Origin of the sequence: Acetobacter tropicalis (assembly GCF_001580915.1) — a bacterium.
Taxonomy (GTDB): Bacteria; Pseudomonadota; Alphaproteobacteria; order Acetobacterales; family Acetobacteraceae; genus Acetobacter; species Acetobacter tropicalis.
The window spans coordinates 26,504-47,850 of the sequence record NZ_LHZQ01000201.1; the positions used below are offsets into that span (position 1 = coordinate 26,504).

The 21,347-nt window shown below is 53.1% G+C and carries 14 protein-coding genes and 1 pseudogene; 7 read left to right on the plus strand and 8 right to left on the minus strand.

The window, feature by feature from the left end; genetic code table 11:
- Positions 1 to 3: 3 nt before the first annotated feature.
- Entirely contained in the window at positions 4 to 1,533 is a 1,530-nt protein-coding gene (gene acpA / locus AD944_RS07730) for an acid phosphatase (RefSeq protein ID WP_086641626.1), read from the minus strand.
- Between the two features lie 181 nt (positions 1,534 to 1,714).
- Entirely contained in the window at positions 1,715 to 2,656 is a 942-nt protein-coding gene (rbsK, locus tag AD944_RS07735) for a ribokinase (RefSeq protein ID WP_045541428.1), read from the minus strand.
- A 663-nt stretch (positions 2,657 to 3,319) separates the two neighbouring features.
- Between rbsK and AD944_RS07740 the strand changes: the two genes are divergently transcribed.
- Entirely contained in the window at positions 3,320 to 4,432 is a 1,113-nt protein-coding gene (locus tag AD944_RS07740; protein ID WP_045541429.1) for a Hint domain-containing protein, read from the plus strand.
- Between the two features lie 221 nt (positions 4,433 to 4,653).
- A complete protein-coding gene (grxB, locus tag AD944_RS07745; RefSeq protein ID WP_045541430.1) occupies positions 4,654 to 5,298 on the plus strand; it encodes a glutaredoxin 2 in 645 nt (214 codons plus the stop codon).
- A gap of 49 nt (positions 5,299 to 5,347) precedes the next feature.
- Here the strand turns inward: grxB and AD944_RS07750 are convergent, their stop codons facing one another.
- The 5 genes from AD944_RS07750 to AD944_RS07770 all read right to left on the minus strand — a co-directional run bounded on the left by AD944_RS07750 (position 5,348) and on the right by AD944_RS07770 (position 11,957).
- Complete coding sequence (locus AD944_RS07750; protein ID WP_082741138.1) at positions 5,348 to 6,574, minus strand: OprO/OprP family phosphate-selective porin; 1,227 nt, start codon at positions 6,572 to 6,574, stop codon at positions 5,348 to 5,350.
- A gap of 234 nt (positions 6,575 to 6,808) precedes the next feature.
- Entirely contained in the window at positions 6,809 to 8,029 is a 1,221-nt protein-coding gene (gene oxlT, locus AD944_RS07755) for an oxalate/formate MFS antiporter (protein WP_045541431.1), read from the minus strand.
- A 228-nt stretch (positions 8,030 to 8,257) separates the two neighbouring features.
- Positions 8,258 to 9,100, minus strand: coding sequence for a TIGR03915 family putative DNA repair protein (locus tag AD944_RS07760; RefSeq protein WP_035377212.1), 843 nt, complete (start codon positions 9,098 to 9,100; stop codon positions 8,258 to 8,260).
- 3 nt (positions 9,101 to 9,103) lie between these two features.
- Positions 9,104 to 10,333 carry a putative DNA modification/repair radical SAM protein gene (locus tag AD944_RS07765; protein ID WP_045541432.1) on the minus strand — a complete coding sequence of 410 codons (1,230 nt, stop codon included), beginning with the start codon at positions 10,331 to 10,333 and terminating at the stop codon, positions 9,104 to 9,106.
- Positions 10,334 to 10,529: 196 nt separating this feature from the next.
- Positions 10,530 to 11,957, minus strand: a complete 1,428-nt coding sequence (locus tag AD944_RS07770; RefSeq protein ID WP_045541433.1) for an FAD-binding oxidoreductase — start codon at positions 11,955 to 11,957, stop codon at positions 10,530 to 10,532.
- A gap of 383 nt (positions 11,958 to 12,340) precedes the next feature.
- Here AD944_RS07770 and pckA point away from each other — a divergent pair, with 383 nt between their 5' ends.
- Positions 12,341 to 13,975, plus strand: a complete 1,635-nt coding sequence (gene pckA, locus AD944_RS07775) for a phosphoenolpyruvate carboxykinase (ATP) (RefSeq protein WP_045541434.1) — start codon at positions 12,341 to 12,343, stop codon at positions 13,973 to 13,975.
- 57 nt (positions 13,976 to 14,032) lie between these two features.
- On the opposite strand, the gene AD944_RS07780 is transcribed toward pckA, so the two are convergent.
- A complete protein-coding gene (locus AD944_RS07780; RefSeq protein WP_035377206.1) occupies positions 14,033 to 15,010 on the minus strand; it encodes a hypothetical protein in 978 nt (325 codons plus the stop codon).
- A 468-nt stretch (positions 15,011 to 15,478) separates the two neighbouring features.
- Between AD944_RS07780 and fdnG the strand changes: the two genes are divergently transcribed.
- The 4 genes and pseudogenes from fdnG (at position 15,479) to fdhE (ending at position 21,112) form a co-directional block, all read left to right on the plus strand.
- A complete protein-coding gene (gene fdnG / locus AD944_RS07790; RefSeq protein ID WP_082741140.1) occupies positions 15,479 to 18,529 on the plus strand; it encodes a formate dehydrogenase-N subunit alpha in 3,051 nt (1,016 codons plus the stop codon).
- 8 nt (positions 18,530 to 18,537) lie between these two features.
- A pseudogene (gene fdxH / locus AD944_RS07795) lies at positions 18,538 to 19,494 on the plus strand (formate dehydrogenase subunit beta).
- A gap of 2 nt (positions 19,495 to 19,496) precedes the next feature.
- Positions 19,497 to 20,147, plus strand: a complete 651-nt coding sequence (locus AD944_RS07800) for a formate dehydrogenase subunit gamma (RefSeq protein ID WP_045541436.1) — start codon at positions 19,497 to 19,499, stop codon at positions 20,145 to 20,147.
- Positions 20,147 to 21,112 (plus strand): formate dehydrogenase accessory protein FdhE, encoded by a 966-nt coding sequence (gene fdhE, locus AD944_RS07805; protein ID WP_045541437.1) that lies wholly within the window; start codon positions 20,147 to 20,149, stop codon positions 21,110 to 21,112. Before AD944_RS07800 ends, fdhE begins: the two co-directional genes overlap by 1 nt.
- Positions 21,113 to 21,347 lie beyond the last annotated feature (235 nt).

Genomic DNA, 21,347 nt, shown 5'->3' on the forward strand with positions numbered 1-21,347 from the left:
AGTCTAATGGGTCTGATTGGGCAGCAATAGAGCTCCTGTCAGATCACCCAGCGGTTTACCTGTGCTGGCCTGAATGGACTTGTCTCGATTGAGAAGGCCATCCAGCGGGCGGAGATTATAACGCTCGGTCAGAAACTTAATGATGGACGTGGTGTCCTGAACAGTTTTGTCCACGTAATGCTGGCGGGAAAACGGGGAGATGATAATAGCGGGAATGCGGGAGCCTGGGCCCCAGCGATCCCCTTTGGGAGGGGCGACGTGATCCCAGAGACCACCGTTTTCATCATACGTCACAATTACCAGCATATGGGGCCACTGGGGGCTTTTTTCCAAATGGCTGACAAGATCTGCGATATGGCTGTCGCCGGATTCAATGTCCGCATAGCCTGAATGCTCGTTCAGATTGCCCTGCGGTTTATAGAATGAGACCTGCGGCAGTTTGCCGCTATCAATAATTTCTTTGAAACGGACGCCGTTCAGGCCGCCATCCTGAATATGCTGAGCACGGGCAGCGGTGCCCGGGGCATAGTTTGCGTAATAGTTGTAGGGCTGATGATGGTATTGGAAATCAGGCATCGGGTAGGCGTTACCGTGATCCTGTACATGCTGCCATGCTCCGGAAAACCATGCCCAGCTAATGTTTTTTTCACTTAGCCTGTCACCAATGGTCGGTGTGGTCTGGGGGGGGAGTGTGGTGGGGCGTGCGGGGTCGGCAAAGCGTGGGTCTTGGCCTTCTGCGGGCTTGTTGCCACTTGGTTGATAGGGCGGCTGCATGGTGTTGACCGCATGGAAGTCCGGCGTGAGGTTTCCATCACGCACAAATTTTGGAACACCATCCAAAGCGGAATGGGGGGAGTTGGGGGCGATAAGCAGTGCTGTGCCCGTTTTGTCTGCCACTACAATGGAGGGGTGAGCAGGGCTTGTATCTGCTGCAGGGTAATAAGGGGCGCAGGCACAGGCCAGCCATTGATGATTGAGGAAGGAACTGCCAAAGGCTCCCATAAAAAAATGGTCTGCCATTGTGTATTTTTCGGCAATTTTCCACATTTTCATGTGACTGCCGTTCCAGTAGCCCATTGGCATGGCTCCTGTATCCGCCCACGCTACAAACATGTCGTTCTTGCCGTGATTGATCTGCATCTGGTTCTGATAAAACCGATGCCATAGGTCATGCGTAAGTGTATTGAGGGGCACGTTGAAGCCCTTTGGGTCATCTACAGCAAACGGTTTGTTGGGAAGATGTTCCGTCATGGCTTGCGTGATCGGATTGGGAATACCCCGTCCTGTCAGTCCGCCCCAGACAGGGGGAAGTTCTTTCAGAACGCTTCCGTCCCGGTCTTTTTGCTGAAAAGTTTCAGGAGAAAGATTGGCGGATGTATCCGCGCCTGGAAAGCCTCTGTAAAGATTATCAAAAGACCGGTTTTCCGCAAAAATCACCACAACGGTCTGAATGGCGGAGAGATCCGGTTTTTGGGGCGCTGTTTGTGCCTGCACGGGCAGAGCGACACACGCTGAAAAGCTGATCCCAGCCATCAAGAGAAAAGAGGCCGTTTTACGGGGGCGATAGGTACAAAAGCGGGATGGAAAGGAAAAACGCATGCCTATCTCTTGCTGTAGGGAGTGACGGATATACATTCTTTCATATCTGTCGGAAGAGTTCAATTTCCAACCAAAACGATCCTGTTCCGGCAGGTGAGAGCCAAAGCACGGATATTTACGCCAGAAGCGCCTGCACTTCATTCCGTGTGGGAGCCGCATCTGCCGCACCTTTACGGGTGGTTGCCAGCGCTCCGCATGCGGAAGCAAAACGGACAGCCTCCGGAAGAGGCTTACCCTCACTGAGTGCGACAGCGAGACCTGCATTGAAGCAGTCTCCCGCAGCAACAGTATCAATGGGAACCACTTTAAAGGGGCTGATGAACCCGCCTTCAATGCCATCATGCCAATACGTTCCGCGTCCTCCCATTTTGATCACCACGGCCTGGGTTCCTTTATGCAGGAGGATTTGCGCAGCCTGTGCTGCCTGTTCAGCGGTTTCTGGCTGGATGCCGGTCAGGAGAAAGGTTTCTGTTTCGTTAGGGGTCAGAACATCAATGTTCTGCCACAAAAGCGCGGGAAGTGCCTCAGTCGGTACCGGTGCGGGATCAAGAATGACTAGCCCTCCTGCTTCTCTGGTGCGTGCGGCTGCGGCAGCAACGCTTGCAAGGGGACATTCAAGTTGAAGAAGCAGGACGCGAGCCCGGTCTAGCCAGAGGGAATTTTGTTCAAGATCAGCCGTCCCCACGGCCATATTTGCGGCGCCGACAACTGTAATGCAATTTTCACCATCTTGATCGACAGAAATCAGCGCTATGCCGGTGGGGTGTTCCGGATCACTATAAAGAGGTGCTGTTTCAACCCCAAAAGACAGTAGAGCGTCCCGTGCGAACGCGCCAAAATGATCTGTTCCTATCCGTCCGGCCAGCGCAACCTGAGCGGGCGTTTGGTGGGACAGGCGAGCCGCCGCCGCTGCCTGATTGGCTCCTTTGCCTCCCAGACCAATCGTATAATTGGACGCATGCAGTGTTTCTCCGGCCTTGGGCAAAGTTTTCACACGCACCGTCAGATCAATATTAACACTGCCAAAGGATAAAATGAGAGGGGTGGTGTCAGACATACAAAGTAGGTTCCGTAAAAATGAAAGCAGAATAGCAGATTCTGCTGAAAGAAAGAGAGAAAGAAATCCTTATAGATCAGGGTCGATTCATATAGAAGGCTGATGAGTTTTAGGGCCGAGATACTGCGCATTATCAAAGTGAAATTAAAATTTAAGAATGATACCCTCCTTTTGAGGACGTAAGTGAAGACATATTAATAAAAATTTTACGATACAATAACTCACGCAGGCAAATGATTGCTCTAAAGTTTTCAACGCTATATTCGTATAGACCAATAAAGATCGCCAAAATAGAAAGAAAATTCTTTAATAAAATTATTATCTAAGAAAAGGCCATGTAGTTTATGCAGAAAAAGTAAATTTAATTTTTTTAACTTAAATCCACCTTCTGTATATGACCGGGAAATTAACAATAGTTAGGTCTTTTTTAACAGCGCCTAAATTACAATTTCAAAAGTTTCATTGCTTGGCCTTGTCAAAATTAATTTTGTAATACATTTGATTGCACACTTTCTGTTGGTGGGAGAGGGGCATCTTTGGTTTTGTTTTCTGGGGGTGTTTTCTCCCTGAATCGGCGGTGCGCATCTTCTTATGGCAAAAAGCAAACATATTACATTGTAACACGCGCGCCCTTGGTCGTTCATTGTGTTATGGAAAGGATAAATGGCTTTTCTTCCTACACGCCCAGAAGAAGGTGATTGTTTGAAAGGCGCATTCAAGCAGGAACCCAATACAAATCCTGAAGGTAGCGGGCAGGGCGGTGATCGCCTGTCTGTGCCTGAAGCAAGTCTCCTGGAAGGGACATGCCTCCATACGCCCGTAGGCAAAACCAAGGTAGAAACTCTTAGCCCGGGCCATGCCGTGCTGGGCTATACAGATGGCCAGGAATTACCTCATCTGGTCTCACATATCCGCGTCGCCTATGGTATGACATTGCCCGGTCTGCCGGATGATGAAGCAGGTTATCCTATTCGCATTCTAAAGGATGCCATTGCGGATGGCGTGCCGGCCCATGACGTTGTTCTCACCCCTGATCACTGCCTGTTTTTTGAAGACAAGTTTGTGCCTCTGTGTTTGCTGGTGAACAGACTTTCAATTTTTTATGATCGGACTTTTACAGCCTATAAAGCCTATCCGGTGCAGACCGACCCTCATGCTGTGCTGATTGCGGAAAACCTGCTTATTGCCAGCGCGTTGCCGCCTTGCCCTGAAGACAGCCATTGGCATACCCGCACCCATATGCCTGTTGTAACGGATAGAACCGTTGTGGAAGGCTTATATCATCGCCTTAAATCCCGCGCTGAAGTTGGCGGATTGGAAAGTCCGTTCTATCTACCAGAAGTAACGGACGATCATGATTTGCAACTGGTGACAGAAAGCGGTCAGTTTATCCGAAAAGCGATGGAAAAAGAGAACGTTGCCGTTTTCATGCTGCCGCCTGATGTTCATGAGGTGCATCTTTCGTCCCGCGCCAGTCGGCCTGTCGATGTGATTGGTCCGTATGTGCAGGACAAGCGGTATCTTGGGGTCCATGTAGGCGATATCACCCTCGTTGATTCCCGGAAACGGAAAAAGGTGACAACGCATATCAAAGGCGATCTTCTCGGCTGGCATCCTCCTGAAGAGGATGGGGGGCGTTGGACCAATGGGCATGCACACCTGCCAATACGGCGTGATGCAAAGCGAGGGCCAGGGATGCTGGGTGTGCAGATACTGACAACTATTCCTTATCTGGTGACTGATTATCACGGGCCGCGCCGGCATAGGCATAGATAAACGATTTTCTGAGTGTTTCACGCATAGTAAATGGCGTAGGGCGCGGCAGATATTCAATTTTGCTGAACAAATACGGTTTATGATCTCCTTATGCCTTTGCATGGTGTGCTCAGGATATAGTTTTTAGAGGCCTTTTCAGAGATCAGGTGTTGTCTCTGACATGAGATTTCTGAAATGGTCTTTAAAAAGAAGATTGAGAACCACCAAAGCGGGGGGCTTTTATGTATAAGCTGTTTGTCTATGATCACTGTCCATTCTGCATTAAAGCCAGAATGATATTTGGGCTGCGCCACATTCCATTTGATCTGATTATTCTTCAAAACAACGATGAAGCAACGCCCAAACAGATGATCGGCCAGAAGATGGTGCCAATTCTTGAAGAGAATGGCCATTTCATGGGCGAAAGCATGGATATTGTGGCACATATTGACGCGCAGGGAACGCCTCTTTTAACGGGTCCAACCAATCCGGCGCTAGCAGAGTGGATCAGACGATCCAATGGACCATTATATAAGCAGTTTCTGCCTCGTGCAGCATGTGCTCCGTTCCCGGAGTTTTCTACAACAGCCGGACGCGCCTATTTTGTGCGTACCAAGGAGCGTTCCACGGGAGCCTTCACGGATATTCTGAGTGAAGGGGCCGCCGCATTGGAGCCTTTGGCTGCACTACTGGAAGATCTTGCGCCAATGGTGCAATCTCCGGAGGCAGTGAATGGTGCTCTTTCCACAGATGATATTCACCTTTTTGCCCAGTTACACAGCTTTTCCTTAATCGGTGGTCTGACTTACCCTGCCGCAGTAGAAACCTATCGGCAGACTATGTCAAAACAGTGCGGTATCAGGCTTTTGGATGACTTTGCGATCTGATTGTTTTTGACTCCCGCAGATGTGGCGCTTGGCTTTGGCGCAGAAAGGATTAGAATTTGATCTGGAGCATTGAGAGTACGGCCTGAAACGTCTCTGTGGCATGTTCTTCCCGAACGGTACCGTTCTCATATTGAAGGCTGACCCGCAAAATATCGACCGGCCACCAGTTCAGATTGGCAGACCATGTCTGTTGGTGGCCGCCATCTACGGAAGCAGACCTCAGATTGGCATCCGAAAAGCGGAACGCCGCTTCCAGCACGCCGCTTCCGTTGCACAGGGTGGTCTGGTTTTTCTGGCAGGTGGGGGCCGCAAAGGCGGCCGTGCGTGATTTCCAACTACGGGGCTTACCCATCAGGGTATAGCTTGCCTGAGCGTACCAGCCTGAAAAATGCAGATGTTGTGTGCCAACATTTTCTCGGCGGTTGGCCGCAATTTCGTAAGCCTCTCCTGATACAAGCAAACGTTTCCACGCGGCTGCAGCTTCAAGCCCGAATGCGCCTGCGCTGCGCAACGGAATGCGGCCTGTATTCAGAAATTTTCCTGTCAAACCAACATTCAGTTCCGGGAAATCCGAAAAATTGGCGGCTGGTGGCTGGCCGGGACTTTGAGCGGCTTTGAACACCCATTCTCCAGAAAAGCCAACGTGAAAGAGAATATCCCGTGTGCGGATGGGCAGGCCTACCAAACGGAACACAATGGCCCTTTGATTGCCATCGTGATCAGGCCCTGCTGTGCCGGCTGTGCCGGCTACTGCAACATGATAGCGCTTGCCGTGAGCTTCAATTTGGACAGCCTGCCGTGCAATGCCTGCGGCAAGATTACGGGTGATTGTCGCAATGCTGGCGCGTTCTATAAAAACGGTATCTCCTTGGGCTTGCATGGACTCAAGCCCGAAACTGGGTTTGAAAATACCCGCCGTAAAGACAAAATGCTTCAGGCCCAGATAGCTGAGTTGTCCTTCAAACAGGCGCATCGGACCATGAGGAACGGGGCCGAAATCCCATATCGCCCCAATTTCAAACTGTTTGTGAATGGTTATACGCGCGCCGTTTCTCAGCCTGCCAGCGCGAACGCCCACGCCGGATGCAGGGACGCTTGTTTGCGGGAGGCCGCCAATATCAAGCTGGTCCGTGGCATAGGGTTTGATGACAACATCCCCCAAGGTGATGGACGGCACGGTACCTGCATGGGCAATGGTCACGAAAGCCGGTGAACTGATGCTGAGAACCAGGCAAACAGGCAGCAGGGAAAATGGCGTGCTGGCGTTCCTGAGCATTTTAAAGCTGTGATCCTTCCCATTCTGCTTACTGCGCAATCTTGACGCGCACCGTCACGATGGGAAGGTGTAGGGAGAAGTGCTGGAGATGAAAAGCCTAAGCTGAAGGATTTCAGTCAGGCCCGCATGGGGCCGGTTTCTTCTTCCCCCGTCTGAACAGCGGATGGATGTGAACTGGGGGAGGATGCGGAGCATATGCAAACGGGGATAGTGTCCGAGGCCAAATAAATGACATCAGACGGATGGTGGCGTGTTTTGCAGAAAGTGACGACGCATAGGGCGCAGCACAGCAAGAGCCAGAAACGCAGTGAGAATATCTCCCCCAATGGCACAGGCAAAAACAGGATACCAGCTAGTGCTGGCTTGGTGCAGCCACGCTGCCAGTGGGCCACCAAAAATGGCTCCTACACCTTGGGCCATATAGAGCATGCCATAATTACGGGATGCATCGCGCACACCAAAAGTATCGGTTAATGTGGCGGGAAAGAGAGAGAAAATTTCTCCCCATCCGAGAAACACAAGGCCAGAAAGCAGGACGAAGGCGACAGGATGATGAGCCATCCCCAGCCAGCATAGAAGGGCGATCGCTTCCAGCGCGAAGGCGAACGCCATGGTCTGCTCGCGTCCATATCTGTCAGAAATCCAGCCGAAGAGCGGACGGGTTAGTCCATTGGCGATACGATCAAGTGTCATGGCCAGAGGGAGGGCGCTCAGACCCAGTATGGTTAGGTGTGAGACGCCAAAATCATGGGCAATCTGAGCGAGTTGGGATGTAACCATCAGCCCCGACGTGGCCATTGTGGCCATCATGAAGAACATCAACCAGAACAGGGGTGCTCTGAGCACGAAAGGGGTTAGATAACCTGGTTGATTACAGCTTGTTTGTTCTTGATGGCGGGCAGGCGTTTTTAAAAAGCACGCTGCGCCAAGCCCCACTGCGGCCATAAGAATACCAAACATGGACAGGGTTGGACGCCATCCCCACAGAGCCAGAAAGTGGGAGATTGGGAAGGTGGTCACGATGGCTCCCATGCCATAGCCTGCGGCAGCCGCTCCTGCTGCCATCCCCCTGTTTTGAGGGAACCACTGCATCAATAAGGCGACAACCCCAACATACACAATGCCGGTGCCAATGCCCCCAAGGCCACCATAAAACAGATAGAGTTGCGTGAGAGAAGAAGCTGATGCCGCACTCACCCAACTCAGCCCCGTCAAGCCAATTCCGATCATGATGAGAGTGCGCGGATGAATATGGTGCGCAATCCATCCCTGGATAGGGGAAAAGACCGTTTGCAGGACAATCAGAAGAGAAAACGTGACCTGTAAGGCGGCTGCGCTGACACCGAATTCGCCTTTCAAGGTGGGCGTGAACAGGGTCCAGACATATTGAGGGGAAGAAATGGCAGCCATACAGATCAGGCCCGCCACAAGCTGCCGCCATTTTGCGTCCTGCATCAGACCCTGTCTCCCATATCCCTAACGCTATAGGGTACAATTTTTTGTTGCGCTTTCTGAAGAGGGGCAATGAGGAAGAAAAAAGTGCGTGAAGATCTGATTTTGAGAAGCATGATGTCAGTCTGGCAGGTGTGATGGGCCGAGAAATTCAGAACCGACAGACTTCCAGCTTTATTCAAAACAGGGAAGTAATATTCCACATGAGATATGATATTTTAAAGGTCAGGGTCAGGGTTTTTCTGCCCGTCTTTTCTGTAGGCGTTTATGGAATTGAGGTGCTTCTTGTGGCTGCTGGGTGGCCATGGCTGTTACTCTGGCCCCTGCTTGCGCAAGCATTTGCGGGATAAGGCGGGTTTCAGGCAGGTTTTTCCAGTATTTGCGGGGCATTTCCGACCGCATAGCTTTGGTTTTGATTCGCGCCGGATTGAAAATGGAGGCATAATAGGTCTGCCACAATTGCTCCAATGTGTCTGAAAGATCCGGTTTAGGGCAGGGGGCGCGGGTGATGAGACACTCTGTTCCATTCCAGGTGATGGAGCCTTTTGGAGTCAGAATTGCCCAGTCCATATCTGTAAAACGGCGAGTAAAAAACGGCGCAACAGTGGGCAGAATGTAATGGTCTGGCTCAAACCACGAGAGAAACAGCCGTCGCCCGTTTTCGCTCTCCCCTATTTCCCGAAAGCGGAGAAAAGCTTCCATCTTGTGGGCGTCCCGCCGGATCTGGTGAGACATACGGAGGGCGCGGGCAATATCCGGATCAAGTGGAATGGCCGCGAGGGACGGTTCAGTCTGTGCCCGCCACAAAATACGGTAAGCCAGATCAAAGCGTGTTTGATCGGCATGGCGCAGAATGGATTTGAGCAATGCAAGGCAATTGCTGCGTAATATCGGATTTTGGGCGTCTGGCCGGGGTGTGGGGAGAGACAGAGGCGTATCAAACAGGGAAGCCTCTGCTGTAGAGCATCGCCATTCCATAGCCTCGGGCGGCACTCCGGCTAGAAAGCAACGCCGCGCCAAAGGCCGCCATTCTGAAAAAGACGTATCTCTTTCAAGGGTAACTCCGTAGGTCATGGCTCAGAACAGGGTCAGTTGTTGGGGGCGGGGCAGGAAAGCCTGCCTGAGATTAGCTTGATCAACCAAGCGGGCAGGAGACCAGCCGGTGGTATGCACAAACGGTTTGACCTTGCGAAGCGATACATTGAGACGGGCAAGGTCTTCCAGCCGCAGATGTTTGTGCCGTCTGGTGGCGATAAGAGCGTTGACGGAACGCACACCCAGCCCAGGCACCCGGAGGAGCATTTCCCGGCTGGCTCGATTAAGATCGACCGGAAAAAGTGCCCGGTTTGCGAGAGCCCATGCCAGTTTGGGATCAAGTGTCAGATCCAGCATGCCATCCGGGCGGCCTGCTGTAATCTCGGAAAACTGGAACCCGTAGAAACGATACAGCCAGTCTGCCTGATAAAGACGATGTTCACGTAGCAACGGTGGTGGCCGGACAGGCAGAATGGCCGAGGCATCGGGAATGGGACTAAAAGCGGAATAATAGACCCGCCGCAGCCTGTAGCCGGAATAAAGAGAAGAACTGCTGGCAAGGATATCATGATCAGTGGCGGTGTCGGCCCCGATAATCATTTGCGTGCTTTGGCCACCGGGCGCAAAGCGTGGCGGCCGACGACCAGACAGAGTTCGTTCCTTTCCGGCCTCAATTCGCGTTTGCATTTCTCCCATGGAGTGACGGATGATCCCGGCTTTTTTTTCGGGCGCGTAGGCGGCCAATCCCTGCTCTGTGGGCATTTCCACGTTAATTGAGAGGCGATCGGCATAGAGGCCAGCCTCAGCAAGCTGCTCGGTGGACGCATTGGGGATGGTTTTCAGGTGGATGTATCCCCGAAAGTTATGGGTCTGGCGGAGTTCACGCGCCACATGCACCATCTGAGCCATGGTGTCTTCAGGGGAGCGGATAATGCCAGAAGACAGGAATAATCCTTCAATATAATTGCGGCGATAGAATTCCAGGGTCAGCCAGACCACCTCATCCGGGGTAAAACGGGTGCGCTGAACGTTTGAGGAGGAACGGTTGATGCAATAGGCGCAATCATAGATGCAGAAATTGGTCAGTAGAATTTTGAGCAGGGAAATGCACCGCCCGTCTGGCGTGTAGGCATGGCAGATGCCGTTGCCGGTGGAACCCAGCCCTTTGGTGCCAGCAGAATCACGTTTGCCAGCCCCGCTGGAGGAACAGGACGCATCATACTTGGCCGCATCGGAAAGGATGGCCAAACGTTCGGAGAGGCTCTGCTTCATAATTTGTTCATGTTATGTTCTTATTTTGGGGAGGGCAAGCCTCAAATCATAGGTTGCCCACTTACGTCTTGGCGCGTGTATCAGGAGTGGGTGATGGGGCCTTTTCCTGATCGAAAAGGAGGACTGTTTTTTTTGGGGTAAAGCGCGCAAACGGCTGTATAAAGCCCCTCCCCAATTCAGGGGAGGGGAGGAACGGTCAGCCCTTGAACACCGGGCCGATAGGAAGAAGTTTACCGGGGTTGAGGATATTGCGCGGATCAAGCGTGGCTTTCAGCGCCCGCATGACACTGAGGGCGCCTTCTCCGTGCTCGGCGGCCAGGAATTCCAATTTGCCGAGGCCCACGCCGTGCTCTCCGCTGCTGGAGCCTCCCAGGGAAAGGGCACGGGCAACAATTTTACGGTCAAGCGCCAAGGCCTGCTGGCGTCCGGCTTCTGTTTCTTCCGTGACAATAAGAGTGTGAAAGTTGCCGTCTCCCACATGCCCGAGAATGGCGGCATATAGACCAGAGGCCAGAATATCCTCCTTCACTCCTGAAATCAGGGTCGTCAGTTGTGAAATAGGCACAATACAGTCCGTGCTGATCAAGCGTTGGCCGGGGTGCTGCGCTTTTACGGCCCAGTATGCGTTGTGCCTTGCTTTCCATAATCTGGCCCGTTCATCTGCCGTATCCGCCCATGTAAAGGCAAGCCCGTTATTGTCACGTGCCAGGCTTTCCGTGACACTGATCTGTTCCTTGACGGCTTCAGGAGAGCCCGCAAATTCAAAGAAGAGAGTGGTGAGCGGACGATACTCTTCCAAGTTAGAGTAACGGATGCAGGCCTGCATCTGCACATCATCCAGCAGTTCAACGCGGGCGATGGGAATACCCATCTGAATGATTTCCACCGCTGTATTCACGGCATCGTCCAGAGTTTCAAACTGGCAAACTGCAGCGGAAAGCTGTTCGGGCTGGCCATGCAGCCGAAGCTGTATTTCCGTAATGATACCCAACGTGCCCTCGGACCCGATAAATAGAGAGGTGAGATCATACCCCGTGGAGGACTTCCTTACTCGACCGCCTGTCTGGATGATTTCACCATTTGCCATGACGACTGTCAGCCGGAGCACATTCTCCTTGATGGTGCCGTATCGCACCGCCGCCGTGCCGGAAGCGCGTGTGGCGCACATGCCGCCAAGAGTTGCCTCGCCACCCGGATCAACAGGGAAAAACAGGCCGGTATCGCGCAGAAATGCATTGAGCGCCTGACGTGTGACCCCGGCCTGAACGCGGCAGTCAAGATCAGACGCGTTAACTTCCAGAACCTCCGTCATGCGGGAAAGATCAAGACTGATTGCACCATCAGGTGGGGTGACATGCCCTTCAACAGAGGTACCCGCTCCAAATGCCACTACTGGCACCCGGTGAGAATGACACAGAGCCAGCGTGGTAGAGACATCCTGCGTGCTTTCCGCAAAAACAACCCCTACAGGCATATTGGCAATTTCCAGAGCCTCTCCATGGCTGTGGGCTTCACAGACGGAGGGATTGGTAGAAATCTTGTTTCCAATTTCCGCAGCCAGCAGGGACAACACATGCTGGGCGCGTGCTGCGGGATGAAGCGGGAGAGAGGCTTGGTCCGTCATGAATGCTTTCAAGTCCTGTGAGCCAATTAAGGCGTACAGCATAGTGCCCGGATCTATTAACCGTCGAGAGGAACAGGAGGATTAACCAAATAGAGGGATTTAGGAAAAAATGGCCTTATTTTTTCTCTGGGTGGCGGCACGGATTGACCAAGTGCTGCTGCTTGAGAAAAAGCGTGCAAGGCTGCATTGCGTACAGCATGATTAAAGCGACGCAAGGATAAAGGTGATTCCAGACTTTAAAAATCTGGAACTCTGAGAGATAGTACAAGCCTACGTAAGTGGATGGTAAAGCCTATCGCTCTGTTTTTTGAAAGCCTTCTGACGAAGTTTTGACAAAAAATGGCGGCAATAAGCGCGTGACAAAAATAAGGAAGATAAAAATCATGCAAGACCGCTGTGACGCAAAGGTTTTCGGGGGCGTTAAGAGCCAGAACCCGTGCAAGGTGCTGGAGAAAACCGGGGTGGTGTCTTTTCATGCCGTTTATGCCAATCTTTCGGCCTCTGAACTGGTAGCGGCAGCGCTGGAAAGACTGGAAGGCGTTCTATCTGAAGATGGCGCGCTGGCTGTTGACACCGGAGAGCACACAGGACGGTCTGCCAAAGACAAATTCATTGTCGATGAACCTGCTATCCGGGCGGATGTATGGTGGAACGCCACCAACCAGAAAATGAGCCCCGAACATTTTACGCGTTTGACAGATACAGTGCGCGGGTATCTGGCGGGGCAGGAGCTTTTCATTCAGGATCTCTACGCAGGAGCTGATCCTGAGCACCGAATTCGGGTGCGCGTAGTCACGACCAATGCGTGGCATGCCCAGTTTGCGCGCAACATGTTTATTCGTCCTCCTGTTGAGGACCTTGGGAACTTTACTCCGGATTACGTTATTCTACACGCGCCGGATCTGGCGCTGGATGCGGAAACCTATGCGCTCCGGTCCTCAACCGCTGTGGCTCTTTCCTTTGAGCAGAAACTGATTGTTATTGCGGGCACGCAGTATGCGGGTGAGATCAAGAAATCCATTTTCACCGTCATGAACTGGTTGCTGCCGCCCAAAGGCGTTCTGCCCATGCATTGTTCAGCCAATATTGATAGCACCGGCGATAGCGCACTGTTCTTTGGGCTTTCTGGAACCGGTAAGACCACACTGTCTTCTGACCGCAATCGTCCGCTTATTGGTGATGATGAGCACGGTTGGTCTGATGAGGGTGTGTTCAATTTTGAAGGTGGTTGCTACGCCAAGGTCATTCGGCTGAGCAAGGACGCTGAGCCCGATATCTGGAACGCGTCTCACCGGTTTGGTGTGGTGCTGGAAAATGTGACCGTAGGGGATGGCGGCAAGCTGGATCTGGATGATGCATCCCGCACGGAAAATACACGGTCCTGCTACCCGACAAACTTTATTCCCAATGCTGTCGCCAGTGGACGTGGCGGTAAGCCGCAACATGTTCTCATGCTGACAGCAGATGCCTTCGGTGTTCTGCCGCCCGTGGCAAAATTGACGCCTGATCAGGCGATGTACCATTTCCTGTCTGGTTATACCGCGCGGATTGCCGGGACGGAAAAAGGGCTTGGAGACGAGCCGGAAGCTACTTTCTCCGCCTGCTTCGGTGCGCCGTTTCTACCGCGTCCTCCCGCTGTGTATGGGGAGTTGCTGCGGAAGCGGCTGGCGGCAGGGCAGGTTTCATGCTGGCTGATCAATACGGGTTGGACAGGCGGCGCCTACGGTACAGGCAAAAGAATGTCTCTGGCTTATACGCGTGCCATTCTGGCGGCCGTGCTGGGAGACACGCTGAAGAATGCGACTTTTGAAGTTGAGCCTTATTTCGGGCTGAGCATTCCCAAGCATGTTGAAGGCGTGCCAGATCAGGTTCTCAATCCGGCACAGGCATGGGCGGACAAGGCGGCCTATGACGCTCAGGCCAAGAAGCTTGTCTCTTTGTTTGAGAAAAATGCGGAGGGATTTGCAGCGGAGGTCAGTCCAGAAGTTCTGCAGTCCGTTACAGGAGCGGTTGCCTGAAAAGCTGACGGAACCAGGACAAAAATAAAAGGGGGCTTCTATGCCCCCTTTCTCTTTTTACGCGCAGCGGCGTGGAATGTAGGAAAGAGTTCGGTCCAGCAGGTGCTCCATATCCGGGCGGTGGCAGGGGTCAACATTATTGGCCACATGCTGCCGGGCCTGCTGCTTGATGCTGTTGGCGGTGCGGAGCGTACCGTCCACTTTGTCATGTTCTTCAATGAGATCAGCAATAGTCAGGGAGCGGTCAAATGCCGCTTTTACAATATCATAGGCCAGACTGTTGAGGATGGTTTCAAACGCGGCTCGCCCAAACGGGGACTGGCAGATGGAAAGCTGCGTTTGTGCTTCGGTATGATTTTTGATGACGCTGCGGGCATCCTGATGATGGAAGTAGCGCTGATGCCACGTACGGGCGCAGGCATATTCACGTTCGGCGGCCAGATGCTCGCGCAGGTTCTTGCACACGTTGGTTCCAGAGCAATGCGTGGACCATGCGGCCAGCCACGCGCTGGCAAAATCCGGGTAGCTGTAACGGTGCCACTCGGGGTCTGCTTTCTGTATCTTGTTGGCAAACCGGAACCCCTTGCAGCCATCAACGCCATATAGAATGGTGCGGGCGGAAGAACTGAACTGATCCTTGCCTAAAATAAGAATGTGCCCGGCATCTCCGCTGTGCATCTGCCGTTGCATTGTGAAAAGATCAAAGAAGCATTCATCATCAATCACGCGCGCAATATGGGCTTTGACATAGGTAAGAAACAGCGGGTTGCGCACACCCGTTAACCCGCGCGGGCAGAAATCGAACCCCCACCACCGAGACATTTTAACCAGATGGAAAGCCAGTTCATTGCGAAGGCGGATAAGGTTTTCTTCACCATCTCCTTCATCGCAAAGGGTTTGAACAGCTTTGAAGCGACTGAACAGGATATTGACCTGAGGAATAAAGCCGCGCGTGGGGTTGAAATAATCAAGCAGAACAGAAGGCTGCGAATGTGCCAGATGCCAGTGAGCGCTATAGGTGGTGGAGTGAGTCATGTGGTTTTCTCTGCCCATCCCAGGAGAACAAGAAGCTGACTGTTACAGTGCAGCAGTCGGGTCAGCTTGTGGGTGGAGCACGCTGCCAGGATTAGGGAAGACGGACGGGATACCGCCGACAGGTGCTCCGCCTTCCTTCTTATTGAGAACAAGTATCAATTGCAATAAATATTTTGAAAAATATGGAAGATGGAAAATGGCAGGGGGAGCGAGGTAAAGAGATGGCGGCTCAAATGGACCTGCACACGACGCAGAATGCGGCATGGCCGTTGCCAGTGAGACTGCGGGCGGATGAGAAAAAAGTAATGTGTTTCAAGGAGGTGAAGGGAAACAAAGGCTTTCCCCTTACATCTATATCTTTGTGGCTATACTCACGGAATTTTGTGGGTGATCTGTATCAATTTCAGATTGTGTAAGAGAACTTAAATAGGGGTTATGCAGTTTGTTGAGATAAAAAGGCATGACCTCATGACTCTGGGAAGACGGCAATTTCTACAAGCCTGCGGTACATGCGCAGCAGGAGCCAGTGCAGTGGCGCTGGGATTTGCGCCACCCAAAGCGTATGCGGGAGATTCACGCCAGTACAAACTGCTTCGGGCCAAGGAAACCCGGAATAACTGCACCTATTGTTCCGTAGGGTGCGGCATTCTGATGTACAGCCTTGGCGATGGTGCTAAAAATGCCAAGCCCAGCATTTTTCACATTGAAGGGGACCCGGATCATCCCGTCAGTCGAGGTTCCCTGTGCCCCAAAGGGGCGGGGTTGGTCGATTTTATCCATAGTGAAGGCCGTCTGAAATATCCTGAATATCGGGCTCCTGGCTCAAAGGAATGGAAGAGGATCAGTTGGGAAGAAGCGACAGATCGCATTGCCCGGCTGCTCAAGGATGATCGTGACAAGAATTTCATTGAACGGAATGAAAAAGGCGAACTGGTCAATCGCTGGTTGAGTTCCGGCATGCTTGCCTCTTCCGCCGCCAGTAATGAGACAGGGGTGCTCGATTTCAAGTTTGCCCGTGCTTTGGGCATGCTGGGGCTGGATTGTCAGGCGCGTGTCTGCCACGCGCCGACGGTTGCCGCCCTTGCGCCCACGTTTGGGCGTGGGGCCATGACCAACAACTGGGTCGATATTAAAAACGCCAACGTGGTTCTGATTATGGGCGGCAACCCGGCGGAGGCCCACCCCGTGGGGTTCAAATGGGTGATGGAAGCCAAGATCCGCAATGGCGCCAAGGTGATGGTTGTTGACCCGCGCTTTAACCGTAGCGCGGCTGTTGCTGATTTCTATACCCCTATTCGCGCAGGATCAGATGCAGCGTTCATGCTGGGGGTTGTGAACTACCTGCTGACACATGACAAAATTCAGCATGAGTATGTTAAGGCCTATACAAATGCCGCGCTGATCGTCCGTGAAGACTATGATTTTGAAGAGGGTCTTTTCAGCGGGTATGATGCCGAAAAGAAGACCTACGATAAAAGCTCCTGGACATATGAACGGGACGAAAACGGGTTTGCCCGTCAGGACCCAACTCTGCAGCACCCCCGCTGCGTTCTGAACCTGCTGCGCAAGCACGTGGAGCGGTACACGCCGGAGATGGTGACCAAACTATGCGGCACACCTCTCAAGGATTTCCAGCATGTGTGCGCGGAACTGGCGCGGACCAGTGCGCCGGATCTGACCGCCACCTTCCTGTTTGCACTCGGCTGGACCCATCACACCAGCGGTTCTCAGGTTATTCGTGCAGCCGCCATGGTCCAGTTGTTGCTGGGCAACATTGGTATGCCGGGCGGTGGCATGAACGCGCTGCGTGGGCATTCCAACATTCAGGGCTATACGGATCTGGGCCTGCTTTCTCTCCGGCTGCCGGGTTACCTGAACCTGCCTTCAGATAAACAGCAGGATATCGGCACCTATCTGAAGGAAAGCACACCCGCTACAGATGTGCCGGGTCAGGTGAATTACTGGCATCACACGCCCAAATTTTTTATCAGTTTGCAGAAAACCCTATGGGGTGAGCATGCAACTGTCGCCAACAATTGGGGGTATGACTGGTTGCCAAAATGGGACCGCAGCTATGACATGCTGGCCTATTTTGACATGATGTACCAAGGCAAGGTGAACGGTTATATTTCTCAGGGCTTCAACCCCTTGGCAGCTTTACCGGATAAGAATAAGACCGCGCAGGCGCTGGCAAAACTGAAGTTCTTGGTGGTGATAGATCCCCTTGCCACGGAGACAGCTTCCTTCTGGCAGAATGAAGGTGTCTTTAATGATGTAAAAACCGAAGACATTCAGACGGAAGTTTTCCGTCTGCCGTCTTCCTGTTTTGCTGAGGAAAATGGCTCCATTGTCAATTCCGGCCGCTGGCTGCAATGGCACTTTGCCGGTGCGGCGCCGCCCGGAGAAGCATGGCAGGACGGGCGCATCATTGGCACGATCTTTGAGAAGATCCGTAACCTGTACCGCAAGGATGGGGGAGCCTGTCCGGAGCCAGTGCTGAACATGCAGTGGAACTACAAGGACCCGGAAGATCCCACGCCCGAAGAAGTGGCGCAGGAAGCCAATGGGTATGCTCTGGCCGATATCATGGATGATCAGGGCAAGGTTGTTGTGCGCAAGGGGCAGTTGTTGCCCGATTTCTCAGTGATGAGAGATGATGGCACAACCTCAAGTTTTGCCTGGATTTTCGCAGGATCGTGGACAGAGGCTGGCAACCAGATGTCCCGCCGGGACAATACGGATACGGGGCTGGGCTGCACGCCGGGCTGGGCATGGGCATGGCCTGCCAACAGGCGCATTCTGTATAATCGGGCCTCGCTTGATCCGGCAGGCCGCCCGTGGGACCCCAAACGACAGATTCTGGAATGGACAGGAGAGCGTTGGAAAGGGGCTGATGTACCAGACTATCCTGTTACGTCTCCTCCGGGAAGCGGCGTAAGCCCCTTTATCATGCAGCCGGACGGAGTAGGGCGTCTGTTTGCCTGCGGTGGCATGTCTGACGGGCCGTTCCCGGAACAGTACGAGCCGACGGAATCTCCTTTGGAAAATAATCCGTTACATCCGGCTGTGTCCTACAACCCTACAGCCCGTGTGCTGAAGGATGATCGGGCGCGTATGGGCTCGCCTAAGGATTTTCCTTATGTGGCGACCACGTATTCCATTACGGAGCTCTTCCGGCACTGGACCAAACATTCTCGTCTGAATGCTATTATTCAGCCGGAACAGTTTGTGGAAATTGGTGAAAAACTGGCGCAACGGTTGCAGATATCAGCAGGAGACAAAGTGAAAGTTTCTTCTGCCCGTGGATATATTGAAGCCAAGGCAGTGGTAACAAAGCGTATCAAAACGCTTAACGTCATGGGCCGGGATCTGGAGCAGATTGGTATCCCGTGTCACTGGGGGTTCAGAGGCGCAACGCGCAAAGGGTATCTGGCCAATACGCTCAGCCCTGCCGTGGGGGATGCCAACACCCAGACGCCTGAGTTCAAGGCTTTCCTTGTCAACGTAGAAAAGGTCTGAGGTGGGCGATGAGTATGCAGTCACAGGATATTATCCGGCGCTCCGCCACAAATGGAATGACACCCGCGCCTCAGGCCCGTAGCCATCAGGAGTAAGTTGCCAAACTGATTGACGTCTCCCTTTGCACTGGGTGCAAAGGCTGTCAGGTGGCTTGCTCCGAATGGAATGATCTGCGGGACGAGGTAGGGCATAACGTTGGGGTTTATGATAACCCGGCAGACCTGACGCCTGAAACATGGACTGTTATCCGCTTTGATGAAGTGGAAGATGAAAGCGGCAAACTGGAATGGTTGTTGCGCAAGGAAGGCTGCATGCACTGCGAGGAGCCGGGGTGCCTGAAGGCTTGCCCCAGCCCTGGCGCCATTGTGCAGTTTGCCAACGGTATTGTGGATTTTCAGTCTGACCAGTGCATAGGCTGCGGCTACTGCGTGGCGGGGTGTCCCTTTGATGTGCCGCGTATCAGCAAAAAAGATAACAAGGCTTACAAATGCACCCTGTGCGCAGACCGTGTGGCGGTGGGGCAGGAGCCTGCTTGCGTTAAAACCTGCCCCACGGGGGCTATTGCTTTTGGCTCCAAAGCGGACATGAAGCAGCTTGCCGCTAACCGAATTGATGAACTGAAAAGCCGCGGGCATGAAGGCGCAGGCCTGTATGACCCCGCGGGTGTTGGGGGCACCCACGTCATGTATGTGCTGACACATGCGGACACACCGGAGATTTATCATCGGTTGCCAAAGGACCCGTATATCAGCCCGGTTGTGCGTGGCTGGAAAGAATGGCTCAAACCAGTGGGGGCGCTTGGATTTATTGTTACTCTGGCCGCCTCCTTTGCTCATTACGTGGGTGTTGGTCCCAACACGACAGAGGAAGACGAACATCCTGCGGCTGAGGGGAAAGAGTTGGCCGATGCCACACCTGTTGCGCAACAGGGCTCTGATGACGAGCGCCCGGAAGGGAGGAAATAATCATGGACACCAAAAATTCCGTTCTGCGCACCAAGTTTTTTGATCGGATGTGCCACTGGACCATGGTGGCCTGCTTTTTTCTGGTGGCCATGTCTGGTCTGTCCTGGTTTTTCCCCAGTCTGAACTGGTTAGGGAATGTTCTGGGCACACCACAGACAGCCCGCATCCTGCATCCTTTTCTGGGTACGGTGGTGTTTCTGTTGCTGGTGGTCATGTTCTTCCGGTTTGTGCACCACAATCTGCTGGTCAAAACAGATACCATCTGGTTCCGGCATGTTGTTGATGTGTTGATGAACAGGCATGAGAAAAAACTGCGAGTGGGCAAATATAATGCCGGTCAGAAACTGCTGTTCTGGGGAATTATGTCCCTTATTTCAGTGTTGTTCTTTACCGGCATTGTTATCTGGCGCGCCTATTTTGCGGTATTTTTTCCTATTCCGGTTATTCGATTTGCGCTGCTGGCGCACGCCATGGCGGGGCTTGGTCTCATTTTGCTGGTTGTTGGCCATATTTACATGGGGCTATGGGTCCGTGGGTCTATTACCGGTATGCTGACAGGATACGTCTCTCGCGCTTGGGCCAGACAGCATCATGACCGTTGGTATGATGAAGACGTGAATCCAGCCCCCGATACTCCGGTAAAACATCACTGATGACTTCATTTTTTTCCGATATTCCACCGTTGGATAAAACCGTCCCCGGTGTGCAGGCTATTGAGCCTATTATTCTGCCTCGTCTGGCTGTGCTGTATCGGCGGCGGGCTGAACGGCTCCGGCAGCTTGAACAGCAGGCGCAAACCGCTACGGGGGAAGGGGAACCTATATCTGGCCGTGAGGGGTATCTCGGGTTCGCTGCCCGTGTGGTTGATGAGCAGGCGCGCCTGCTGGCAGATGCTCCCCTCAGTGCGGAAGGGGCCATTCCTGTCAGTGCATTGCTGGGAGATGGTCTTTCTGGGGCCGAACGGCCTTCTGTTGCCATGCTGGCAGGATGTGCCTACTGGCAGGAGGCCTTCCGCGGAATAGTTGAAAACCTTTCTCCCTTTATGCCCGAGCTTGCGGCGGCAGGGCTGGTTGACCTGATGTATGCGGATCGGTCTGAACTGGCGGCAAAAGCCGCAGCCCTTATGGCTGGTGACTATGCGTGTGTGGATGCTGGCCGATCTGTATTCCTGTGGGCTGCGCTTTCTGTGTTCTGGGCCCAAGCTGTAGCATTGGCGACCCCACATGCCGCCAAAGGGGAGGTTCTGGAAACAGCAGGAGCCCGGTGCCCTTGTTGCGGTGCCCCACCGTCCGGTGGCTTGGTGTTGACGGGGGACCGTGAAGGACTGCGCTACCTTCAGTGCAGCCTGTGTGAGACACGGTGGCACAAGGTTCGTGCTACATGCAGTGTGTGTGGTGGAACGGACCATGTGGATTACTGGTCTTTCGAGACAACAGATGCAGCAATCCAAGGGGAAACCTGTGGAGACTGCCATGGCTACATCAAAATCTTCCGGCAGGATCGGGAGCCGGCTTTGGAAGTGGTCGCGGATGATCTGGCCTCCCTCGGGTTAGATACGGCTCTTGAACAGCAGGATTTTGTACGGGCGACGCTCAATCCGTTTGCCTTCCCGGTGTGATACGGAGCCGTTTGGAACAGTTATCCATCTCAGACGCTGGAACGGTGAAAGCAAGGAAGTTCGGCCATGTCCACGGCTGAATTCCGCTCCTTGGTGGTAGAGGCTGACGAAACAAAAATTATCCGTCAGGCTTTTCCCGTGAGAGACAAAGATGCAGGTGGCGATGCCGAATAGTTTTACAGGTATGGTCGATTATCCGTAAGCATCCGGAGAGAGCCGCGGGCGTAATCAGGCT

Excerpts from the sequence above, each read along its gene's own strand:
- acpA (WP_086641626.1), bottom strand. The coding sequence starts at position 1,533 with ATGGCTGGGATCAGCTTTTCAGCGTGTGTCGCTCTGCCCGTGCAGGCA.
- rbsK (WP_045541428.1), bottom strand. The coding sequence starts at position 2,656 with ATGTCTGACACCACCCCTCTCATTTTATCCTTTGGCAGTGTTAATATT.
- AD944_RS07740 (WP_045541429.1), top strand. The coding sequence starts at position 3,320 with ATGGCTTTTCTTCCTACACGCCCAGAAGAAGGTGATTGTTTGAAAGGC.
- grxB (WP_045541430.1), top strand. The coding sequence starts at position 4,654 with ATGTATAAGCTGTTTGTCTATGATCACTGTCCATTCTGCATTAAAGCC.
- AD944_RS07750 (WP_082741138.1), bottom strand. The coding sequence starts at position 6,574 with ATGCTCAGGAACGCCAGCACGCCATTTTCCCTGCTGCCTGTTTGCCTG.
- oxlT (WP_045541431.1), bottom strand. The coding sequence starts at position 8,029 with ATGCAGGACGCAAAATGGCGGCAGCTTGTGGCGGGCCTGATCTGTATG.
- AD944_RS07760 (WP_035377212.1), bottom strand. The coding sequence starts at position 9,100 with ATGACCTACGGAGTTACCCTTGAAAGAGATACGTCTTTTTCAGAATGG.
- AD944_RS07765 (WP_045541432.1), bottom strand. The coding sequence starts at position 10,333 with ATGAAGCAGAGCCTCTCCGAACGTTTGGCCATCCTTTCCGATGCGGCC.
- AD944_RS07770 (WP_045541433.1), bottom strand. The coding sequence starts at position 11,957 with ATGACGGACCAAGCCTCTCTCCCGCTTCATCCCGCAGCACGCGCCCAG.
- pckA (WP_045541434.1), top strand. The coding sequence starts at position 12,341 with ATGCAAGACCGCTGTGACGCAAAGGTTTTCGGGGGCGTTAAGAGCCAG.
- AD944_RS07780 (WP_035377206.1), bottom strand. The coding sequence starts at position 15,010 with ATGACTCACTCCACCACCTATAGCGCTCACTGGCATCTGGCACATTCG.
- fdnG (WP_082741140.1), top strand. The coding sequence starts at position 15,479 with ATGACTCTGGGAAGACGGCAATTTCTACAAGCCTGCGGTACATGCGCA.
- AD944_RS07800 (WP_045541436.1), top strand. The coding sequence starts at position 19,497 with ATGGACACCAAAAATTCCGTTCTGCGCACCAAGTTTTTTGATCGGATG.
- fdhE (WP_045541437.1), top strand. The coding sequence starts at position 20,147 with ATGACTTCATTTTTTTCCGATATTCCACCGTTGGATAAAACCGTCCCC.